Here is an 8,482-nt window from a genome sequence, read left to right on the forward strand (position 1 = left end):
CCCAGCGAACCGGATTTACAGCCCGCCAGCAGCAGGCAGGCGAGCAGGATGGGCGGTAGGGCACGGCGGACAGTACGCATGACGATCCCTCACAGGCAGACGACCACTGAGCAGATGCTCCCCCAGCAGCATCCGGTCCTACCACGCGGGGTACGGCGCACCGATGCACGCCCACAGGGTCAGCGCCTCTGCGGGCGGCGCACGCCCGGAAATGCCGCGAGCCTCATCCCCGGTGAGGGCGGGATGAGGCTCGCATCGGAGCGCCGGGCAGGCCTTGCACCTGCATTTCCCCGCAGGAAGCGGGGCGTCTTTCCTTGGACCACCAACGCAGAAACCAGCGCCCGGAGTCGGGCGGCTCAAGATCAAGTATGGCGCCGTCGCGGTACTACCCGGCCCGCCGATGCCGCGCACCAGGGGTTCCGCGGTGGTTCGGGCAGGTGTGCTTCACAGAGCGTCGCCGGACTCAGTCGGGTAGGTGGTGGTGTACTCCTCCACCGGCACGGCCATCGATGCGGCGTATTCGGCGCGCTGCTGCCGGTCGGCTTCGGTGATCTCCGGGTGGAGCGGGGCGGTTTCAGGGGCCGGCCAGAGTTGGATGAGGTGGCGCTCGCCGTGGTCGCCGATGCCGGGTTCGGGGTCGTCCGTGTGGCAGTACAAGCGCATCCGCACCCAGATCGTGCTGTCGCTGTCGGCGTTCGGGAGGTGGAGGGGGGCTGCGTCGTCAGGCCAGGCGTCCAGGACGTCGCCCGGCTCGAGGGTGGCCAGGCTCAGGGCGGATGTCTGGGTGCGCAGGCTGAGTTCCTCCGCCGCCTCCCACTCTTCGTCGGTAGGCGGCGCGGGCGGCGCGTCGTGGATCTGGAACGTCAGGTGGACGGGGCCGGTGTCGGTGGTGGTCAGCACGACGGCGCTGGCCTCGGTGGCGGGGCCGCAGCGCCAGCCATACGGCATCTGGGTGGGGTAGTCCTCCAGCTCCGTGAAGCCGACGAGGTAGCCGGACTCCCCCACCTCGATCGTGAAGGCGGCCTCGTTGACCAGCATGAACGAACTCCTCCTGCCAGGACAGGGCACCCCCGCCCACCCCACGAGAAGGGGAGGCGAGGGCGCCCTGGGGTGTGCTCAGTGTGCCGGATTCAGGCGATCACATAGAACGGGTCGTGGTCCATGACGTGGAACTGGCGCCGCCAGTTGGTGATGTAGGCGCCCTGGCCGTCGTTCTCGCTCTTCTTGACCCAGGTGATGGTGCGCTGGGCGGCCGGCAGATGGGTGCCGCCCTCGTAGGTGGAGGCGAAGGGGTACTCGTCGCACGAGGTACGCCCGGCGCGCCGCATGTCCGCGGGCGCCGTGCCCGAGCAGACGGCCTGCCGGTTCTTCTTCTGCTGAGCGGCGTTGATCATCCAGTGCAGCGGCTTGCCGCCGCTGCCCGGGTCGCCGTAGTGGCCGCCGCGTGAGCGCAGCTTTCGGATGCCCTCCGCGATCCGCGGCAGGGTGGAGAGGTTGATGCCGGTGGGCGCCTCGGTGATGGCGCAGCCGGTGGTGCCGTAGTAGTTGTCGCACCGGTAGACGGCGGAGGCGTAGGAGACGGTGCCGGGGGTGTAGCCGGCCTTGGTGAAGGTGTACGTGTAGGTGGTCTTCGCCTTGGGGTTGATCTTCTTGCGGGCGATCGCGCCGGTCGTGTAGTCGACGCTGCCGCTGGCCGCGCTGTCGAGGGTGTGACCCTGGGCGAAGTGCACGCCGGCCTTCGTTCCGCCGCCGGAGACGGCGGCCACCTCGACGGAGACGCCCTTGCCCTGGCCGGTGGTGGTCGCCTTGGAGATGGTGAACTGCTCACTCCAGTTCGCCGAGCTGGCCTTCAAGGTCATCTGGTGCTTGACGCTGAAGTCGGCCGTGCCCTCGATGACCGGCGCGCCGTCGACGACCTTGACGACGTCGACGTGGACGGCCACCCACTCGCACTCGCTGAACCGATTGATCGTGATCTTGTTGATGCTGCACGTCGCCACCACGCCCGCACCCGCGGTCGTGGGGTGCGCCTGCGCGCGGGGTGCGCCGATGGTGACCCGCAACTGCGCGGTGGGGCTCTGGTCGGCCACCGCTGACGGGGCGCCGGCCGTGGCCAGCACACCCAGTGCGACGGCCCCCGTGGTGAACAGCGTTCTCAGTCTCAAGTTGTACCCCCGGTGTTGGTCGAAACCAGCGAGGGCACACACGTCAACTCACGCGTTCCCCCGCCGCGTTGACCTCATCCAAACACTCACCGCACAGCCACCGCACACCATTTTGATCCTTCTTAGCCAGGTTCGATCAGTCCTTGACCGTGGCGCGGGAGCCGAGAGGGATGCCGGGAAGGAACGTCAGCCAAAGGGAACGTCACAGGCGCTTGTCGAACAGGCGTACAGTGCGCTCGACCTACTTCGATCTTTGAATATGAATCCCAGGGGGACCGAGGTGAACAGACACCTGTTCCGGCTGCTGGTGGCTGCGGGCAGCATGGCGCTGGCGACCATACCGCTCGCCGCGCCCGCCCAGGCCGGCGCCAGATCGGCCAGTTCGTGCCCGTCGGGCTACCTGTGCGCCTGGAGCGGTACGAACACGACCGGTTCCATGATGAAGACCCGCACCAACATGCCCACGATGGGCTCGTGGAACAACAAGATCCGCTCCTACTGGAACCGCACGTCCAGGATCTCGTGCCTGTTCACCGATCCGAACTACGGCGGCTCCTTCTTCCCCGACCCACCGGACAACGGCATCTCCGACTACGACCGGGGCCTGGACAAAACGATCAGCTCGATCAAGTTCGTGCCCAACGAACGGGAATGCATCGGTCCGCCGTACGCCGCCTGGTACACGCAGGCCAGCCCGCAGCCGGCCGGATTCGGTGATCTCAACGGGGACGGCCGCGCGGACCTGCTGTCCAGGGACCGCAGCGGCCGGCTCTGGTTCGTCTCCGGGACCGGGGACGGCACCCTGATCAGCGGCGGCTGGAACTCCATGAACGCCCTGACCCGCCACGGCGACCTCAACGGCGACGGCACCGAAGACCTCCTGGCCCGCGACACCTCGGGCAAACTGTGGCTCTACCCGGGCACCGGACACGGCACCTTCGGCGCCCGCAAATCCCTGGGCAGCGGCTGGAAATCCATGGCCACCCTCACCGCCACCGGCGACCTCAACAGCGATGGCCACGGCGACCTCCTGGCCCGCGACACCTCGGGCAAACTGTGGCTCTACCCCGGCACGGGACACGGCACCTTCGGCACCCGCAAGCTCATCGGCGGCGGCTGGGGCCAGATATCGACCTTCCTCAGCGTCGGCGACGTCAACGGCGACGGCCACCTCGACCTGGTCGCAGCCACCCAGGACGGCTACAACAACCCCAACGCAACCGCGACAGCCAATCAGATGCGGCTCTACGCAGGCAACGGCAGAGGCACCCTCGCCCGGTACGAGCTGATGAACCAGAACTGGTACGACCTGCACGGCGGCTTCTGACCGCATCCCCCCTTCAGGGCCGGCCCGCAGACAGGGGAGGCCCTGAAGACGGCTTGCCATCCGGCATGTATGGCCACTGCGCACGGATCGAAACGAGAAAGGCCCTCGGCGCAGGGCGCCGTCCCGGGGGGCTCTGCGCCGAGACGACCAGCGGAATCTCGACGCCCACCCACCTACGACATCGAACGCTGTCTACTCGTGCCTGTCACGGCTGTTGAGGCCCGATCAGAGACGGTCTCCCCTGCTTGGCCGCGAACAGGGGCGCCGACTGGATCAGTCCAGCTACTTGAACCAGTAGCGGACACCGTGGTGACGGGAGCAGATGCCCTGAGAGTGCCGCGAGTAGGACACGCTGGCGTCCTTGCACTTCGCCGTCTCGTACTTGTCCTTCGGTTTCTGGTGATGCGTCCAGCCGCACACCCCGGTGGTGTGACGGACGCAGTGGTGTGCGGTGTTGGTGGACGGCAACGTCGCCGCCGACGCGGCCGGCGCGCTGAACAAAACCCCTGCGAGAGCAACAGCAACCGCCGATGCAGCAAGACGTGGACGCAACGGAATCCCGGTAGGCTGGCTGTGACGTTGTCCAGCGGGGTCTGGCACAAGTTCCGTGGAGCGTGCACGGTGAGTAATCGGTTGGGGTGGCAGTTCCGACTGGCTAGGCTCCGACGCCATGAGTGGACCGGTATTGGCGATCGAGTTGGCGGAGGCGGTCCCGCACTCGGCGATCCAGCGACTTCGCGAATTTCTGGTTCGCTCATCGGCGCGTTTTGAGGAGAAGCGGGTCGGCGAGTACGACCTGCACATTCGCGCGGACAGCCTTGGCATCACGGACACCGCGGGTGTCGACGGGCGTCGGCCCGTCCTGGTCTCTCTCATGGGGCCCTCTGTCGGTAACGAAGCTATCGTCGAGGCCGAGCACGCCGACGAAGCCGACCAAGAACCTCTCATTGGCTTCACCCCGACCCACGCGGTCAACGTCATCGCGTTTTGCAACAGCCCGGTCGACCACGCCGTCACAGCTCTGTTGACCGCCGCCATCATGGACGTGGTCGGCGGCGTCGCCAACGCCGAACTGCGGGAAGACCAGGTGCCGATCGTCGTCGGCCTTCCAGGCGTCGTCGCAACGACGACTGATCCGTGGCCCGCCGGGTACGGATCAGCGGAATTCCTCAGAGCGTGGAGCGGCCGGCCCGGTTTCCGGCTTCTGAAGTAGCCGGAACTCATCCGGTCGGCTCACGCGAGCAGTACATGTTTGCGCAACAACGCGAAGTCGGCGCGGCCGAACATCTGCCGCTTGAGCATCTTGATCCGGTTGACTGCTCCTTCGACCGGGCCTGAGTTCCAGTTAGTGGTCAGCCCGGCGGTCACGGCGTCGAAGTCGCTGTGCAGGCCGGTGGCAAAGCTGCTGATGCCGGGGAGGTTGGCGTCCGCGGCTTCGGTGATCCACTCGGGCAGACGGGTGCCGCTGAGTGTGGTGAGCATCTCCGCGAACGAGCTGGTCAGCTGGGCTGCGGACGCCAGCTCGGGGCAGCGGTTGAGTACAGCTTTGCGGTGCAGTTTCTCCTCCTGGGTGAGTGTGGCCGGGTGCCGGGTGAGCCAGCCGGTCACCTGCCGCACTGACGGCGGTGGCGGATCGGGCGTGAAGCCTTCTGGCCGGGGCAGGTCGCGCCGGGCCCAGTCGCGGACGGTGGAGTAGTGGCCGCGGAAGCCACGTGCCGCGATCTCGCGGTAGAGATCGAGGATGGTCACCTTGCCGTCGGCCTCCGCCCAGCGTTGCGCCAGGTAGGGCTTGAACGGGTCGAGTTTGCTGGGCAGTTGGCGCTTGCGGCCCTTGACCATTTCCTGCCAGCGGGCGGCGCGGGCGTGCCGCTGGACGGTGTGGCGTCCCCAGCCCAGGTGGCGGGCGATGTGGCGGATGCCCATGCCTTGGTCGAGGAGTTCGTGGACGAGGGCGTGATGGGCGCGGGCCCGCTCGGCGAACCTGCCGGTCGGATCCGCCTCTTCATCGTCCTGGTTGGAGGTCGCTTCGGCGGGCGTCTCCCAAGCAGGCTCCGGTTCTGGGCTGGCCGGGGGCAGGTCGCGAAGGCACGTGCGGTGGGCTGCAACGGTCTTTTCGACCGCTGTGGCGAGGTTCTGCCAGAGGTGGAAGCGGTCGGCGACCTGGAGAGCATGGGGCGCAGCGGTGGCAGCTGCCTCGGCGTAGGCGCCGGAGCGGTCGCGGCAGATGACCTCGATGCCGGGATGAGCCTTCAGCCACGGGGCGAGAGTGGCGGCGTCGCGTTCGGGTAGCAGGTCGAGGACCTGATGGTTCTCTGCGTCGATCACACCGGTTCCGTAGACGTGAACGCGCAGCAGGGCGAAGTCGTCCACGCCGGCGGCTCGGGGCTCGGAGATAGTCGGGTCAGGCAGCTCCATCACACGCCGCAGCAGCGTAGTGCGGCTGGTGGTGACGCCTATGAGGCGGGCGAGGCGAACACCGGCCCGGCCGGCGAGGGCCAGACCGATCGCGCCCATGGTCTTGCGCAGCCGCTCGGTGACCCGACCGTGGCGGCGGGTCAGTCCTGGCACCTGCTCGACGAACGTCCGACGACTGCACTCCGCGGCCTTACAGAGGAACCGCCGGCCCCGTAACGCGAGTTGAGCTCTTCGTCCGGCAGTAGGAAGGTCTGCTGGAAACCGCAGGTAAGAGCTGTGAACCCGCTCTGTCCACTGCGTGCAGTCCGGGCAGGAGGCCCCGGACGGCGTGCACCGGGCCTCGATGCGTATTGCCTCGCCGTCCGTGCGCACCGCCACGACCGCCACTCCTGGGATCGACGGAAACAGCAACTCCTGCAGGTGGTACAACGCCTCGTTCACGGCCACCGAATGTCAGCCGTACCACCCGCACGTGGACCGATTTCAAGGCGATTTCCGCACCGACCGACGGGAGATCAACAACTACAATGAGTAGTCGGCACACGGAACTTGCGCCAGATCCGTCCAGGGCTCTGGTCCACTTCTTGTGGTCACGTACGCAGGGTGACTGTTGATCTTCGCCTAGGTGGTTTGAGCGGTCGTAGGCGGTCAGTGCGGGCATGACCGGCTGGCCGCGCCTGAAGCTGGCTCCTCTCATCAGACCCCTGGAATCGATCACCTAGGCTGGCGCGGTGACTGATGAGCAGGAGCGGGTGCAGCCGTCGGGAGTGTGGGCCACGGCGGTAGGGGTGGCCAGAGTGAGGGCGCTGGAGACCGAGCGGGAGAACGCCCTGTTCCGCGACCCCCTGGCACAGGCCTTCGCCGCCGCTGGCGGCCTGTGGCCCTCCTTGCCGCCGCTGCCCGATGATGAGGCCGCGCGACGCCGCTGGCTGGCCGTGTCGTTCTCCATCGTCATCAGGACGAAGTTCCTCGACGACATGTTGCAGCAGGCCTCCGCGTCCGGGGCCCGGCAGGTTGTACTGCTCGGCGCCGGCATGGACAGCCGGGCCTTCCGGATGGACTGGCCCGCGGGCACCCGGCTGTTCGAGGTCGACACCGCCGCCCCACTGGACTTCAAGGCTTCGGTGCTGCGCCAGGAGCGGGCTGTCGCACGCTGCGAGCGGATCACCGTCGCGGTGGATCTGCGTGAGGACTGGCCAGGCGCGCTGGCCGCCGCGGGGCACGACCCGGCCGTGCCGACCGCGTGGATCGCCGAGGGACTATTGATCTATCTGCCCGAGGACGCGGTGGAGCTGCTGCTGGCCCGGATCAGCGCGCAGTCGGCGGCGGGCAGCCGGATGGGGCTGACGCTAGGCTCGCGCGGCGTGATCGAGCGCTTCGGCGCGGACGCCGTGCCGGGATCGGCGGCGTCCATGTGGGTCTCGGAGATGCCCGACGACCCGGTTGGCTGGCTGGCCGGGCACGGCTGGGAGGCCGAGAGCCACACCCTGCGCGAGCGCGCTGCCGCCTACGGCCGCCCGATCAGTACCCCGCCGCAGCGCGACGAGCGGCCCGGCGGACTGATTTCTGCGGTCCGCCGGTAGAGCGCCTCGCGATTCCCTCGGTGATCGATTCCCAGGGAGCCTGATGAGTGGAGCTAGCTTCATGCGCAGCCGGCCAGTGACGCGCGCACTGGCGTCCACCACCACTGAAGTCCGCCCGGAATCGCCTGGCTGGACGCTGGTGTGGTCGACAGTCCTTCGCCGTGAACGAAGTGCTGCCGCAGTTGAACGAGCTGCTGTTTTCCTCAGTCGAGGGCGTGTTGGTGGAATCGGTTGAGGTGATCGACACGGTCGTCCGGGTCGAGGCCCGTACGACCGCTGGGCGGGCGGTCTGTCCGGGGTGCGGGTGCTGGTCGGGGCGAATACACGGCTCCTTCGTGCGTTTTCCTCGCGATCTGCCGACGACGGGCAAGTTCGTCGTGGTGTCGTTGCGGGTGCGGAGGTTCGTCTGTGAGGAGGAATCCTGCGAGCGCATGACCTTCGCCGAGCAAGTACGCGGTTTCACCCGCAGGTTCGGGCGACGGACCGAGCGGCTGCGGTCGACGCTGGTGTCGGTCGGTCTTGCGCTCGCGGGCCGGGCCGGCGCCCGGATGACGGACGCCCTCAAGGTTCCAGTCAGCCGGAACACCGCTGAGGCTGATCGCCTCTCTTCCGGATCCCACCACCGCAGTACCCCGCATGGTCGGCGTGGACGAGTACGCCCAGCGCAAGTGCTGCGTCCACGGAACCGTGCTCGTCGACGTCGAGACACGTTGCCCGGTCGACCTCCTTCCCGATCGGGAGGCGGACACGCTCGCGGCCTGGCTCGCCGAGCGGCCTGGCATCGAGATCGTCTGCCGTGACCGGGCGCCCTTCTTCGCCGAAGGTGCCACCCGCGGCGCCCCGCAGGCCCTCCAGGTCGCCGACCGATGGCAGTGCGCCATGAGGCGCCTGTGCGCTGTGAGGCGCGGGGAATCGAAGGAGGTGCAAGACCTCCTCGCCGGGCCGTCGCAGCGGCCCAGTGGAAGCTGAGCGCAGTCCGACCCGGGAGGCGC

The 8,482-nt window shown here is 68.0% G+C and carries 8 protein-coding genes; 4 read left to right on the top strand and 4 right to left on the bottom strand.

The genetic code is table 11. The features are described 5' to 3' along the window. Positions 1 to 444: 444 nt before the first annotated feature. Complete coding sequence (locus tag ACIRVK_RS44750; RefSeq protein ID WP_404257807.1) at positions 445 to 1,038, bottom strand: hypothetical protein; 594 nt, start codon at positions 1,036 to 1,038, stop codon at positions 445 to 447. A 92-nt stretch (positions 1,039 to 1,130) separates the two neighbouring features. Further along, complete coding sequence (locus ACIRVK_RS44755; RefSeq protein ID WP_404257809.1) at positions 1,131 to 2,165, bottom strand: NucA/NucB deoxyribonuclease domain-containing protein; 1,035 nt, start codon at positions 2,163 to 2,165, stop codon at positions 1,131 to 1,133. A gap of 280 nt (positions 2,166 to 2,445) precedes the next feature. On the opposite strand from ACIRVK_RS44755, the gene ACIRVK_RS44760 reads away from it, so the two are divergent. Further along, positions 2,446 to 3,492, top strand: a complete 1,047-nt coding sequence (locus tag ACIRVK_RS44760; protein ID WP_404257811.1) for an FG-GAP-like repeat-containing protein — start codon at positions 2,446 to 2,448, stop codon at positions 3,490 to 3,492. 282 nt (positions 3,493 to 3,774) lie between these two features. On the opposite strand, the gene ACIRVK_RS44765 is transcribed toward ACIRVK_RS44760, so the two are convergent. After that, positions 3,775 to 4,164 carry a DUF3761 domain-containing protein gene (locus tag ACIRVK_RS44765; RefSeq protein ID WP_404257813.1) on the bottom strand — a complete coding sequence of 130 codons (390 nt, stop codon included), beginning with the start codon at positions 4,162 to 4,164 and terminating at the stop codon, positions 3,775 to 3,777. On the opposite strand from ACIRVK_RS44765, the gene ACIRVK_RS44770 reads away from it, so the two are divergent. After that, positions 4,163 to 4,705, top strand: coding sequence for a DUF6368 family protein (locus ACIRVK_RS44770; RefSeq protein WP_404257815.1), 543 nt, complete (start codon positions 4,163 to 4,165; stop codon positions 4,703 to 4,705). The genes ACIRVK_RS44765 and ACIRVK_RS44770 overlap by 2 nt on opposite strands. 20 nt (positions 4,706 to 4,725) lie before the next feature. Here ACIRVK_RS44770 and ACIRVK_RS44775 read toward each other — a convergent pair whose 3' ends face one another. Next, on the bottom strand, positions 4,726 to 6,354 hold the full coding sequence (locus tag ACIRVK_RS44775) for an ISL3 family transposase (protein WP_404257817.1): 1,629 nt from the start codon (positions 6,352 to 6,354) through the stop codon (positions 4,726 to 4,728). A 320-nt stretch (positions 6,355 to 6,674) separates the two neighbouring features. Between ACIRVK_RS44775 and ACIRVK_RS44780 the strand changes: the two genes are divergently transcribed. Both ACIRVK_RS44780 and ACIRVK_RS44785 read left to right on the top strand, forming a co-directional pair. Further along, entirely contained in the window at positions 6,675 to 7,490 is an 816-nt protein-coding gene (locus ACIRVK_RS44780) for a class I SAM-dependent methyltransferase (protein ID WP_404257821.1), read from the top strand. Between the two features lie 636 nt (positions 7,491 to 8,126). After that, the gene (locus ACIRVK_RS44785; RefSeq protein ID WP_404257819.1) at positions 8,127 to 8,459 is read left to right on the top strand and encodes a transposase; all 333 of its coding nucleotides are present in this window, start codon (positions 8,127 to 8,129) and stop codon (positions 8,457 to 8,459) included. Positions 8,460 to 8,482 lie beyond the last annotated feature (23 nt).

Source organism: Streptomyces sp. NPDC101152 (genome assembly GCF_044768275.1).
Lineage (GTDB): Bacteria > Actinomycetota > Actinomycetes > Streptomycetales > Streptomycetaceae > Streptomyces.

Excerpts from the sequence above, each read along its gene's own strand:
- ACIRVK_RS44770 (WP_404257815.1), top strand. The coding sequence starts at position 4,163 with ATGAGTGGACCGGTATTGGCGATCGAGTTGGCGGAGGCGGTCCCGCAC.
- ACIRVK_RS44765 (WP_404257813.1), bottom strand. The coding sequence starts at position 4,164 with ATGGCGTCGGAGCCTAGCCAGTCGGAACTGCCACCCCAACCGATTACT.
- ACIRVK_RS44750 (WP_404257807.1), bottom strand. The coding sequence starts at position 1,038 with ATGCTGGTCAACGAGGCCGCCTTCACGATCGAGGTGGGGGAGTCCGGC.
- ACIRVK_RS44785 (WP_404257819.1), top strand. The coding sequence starts at position 8,127 with ATGGTCGGCGTGGACGAGTACGCCCAGCGCAAGTGCTGCGTCCACGGA.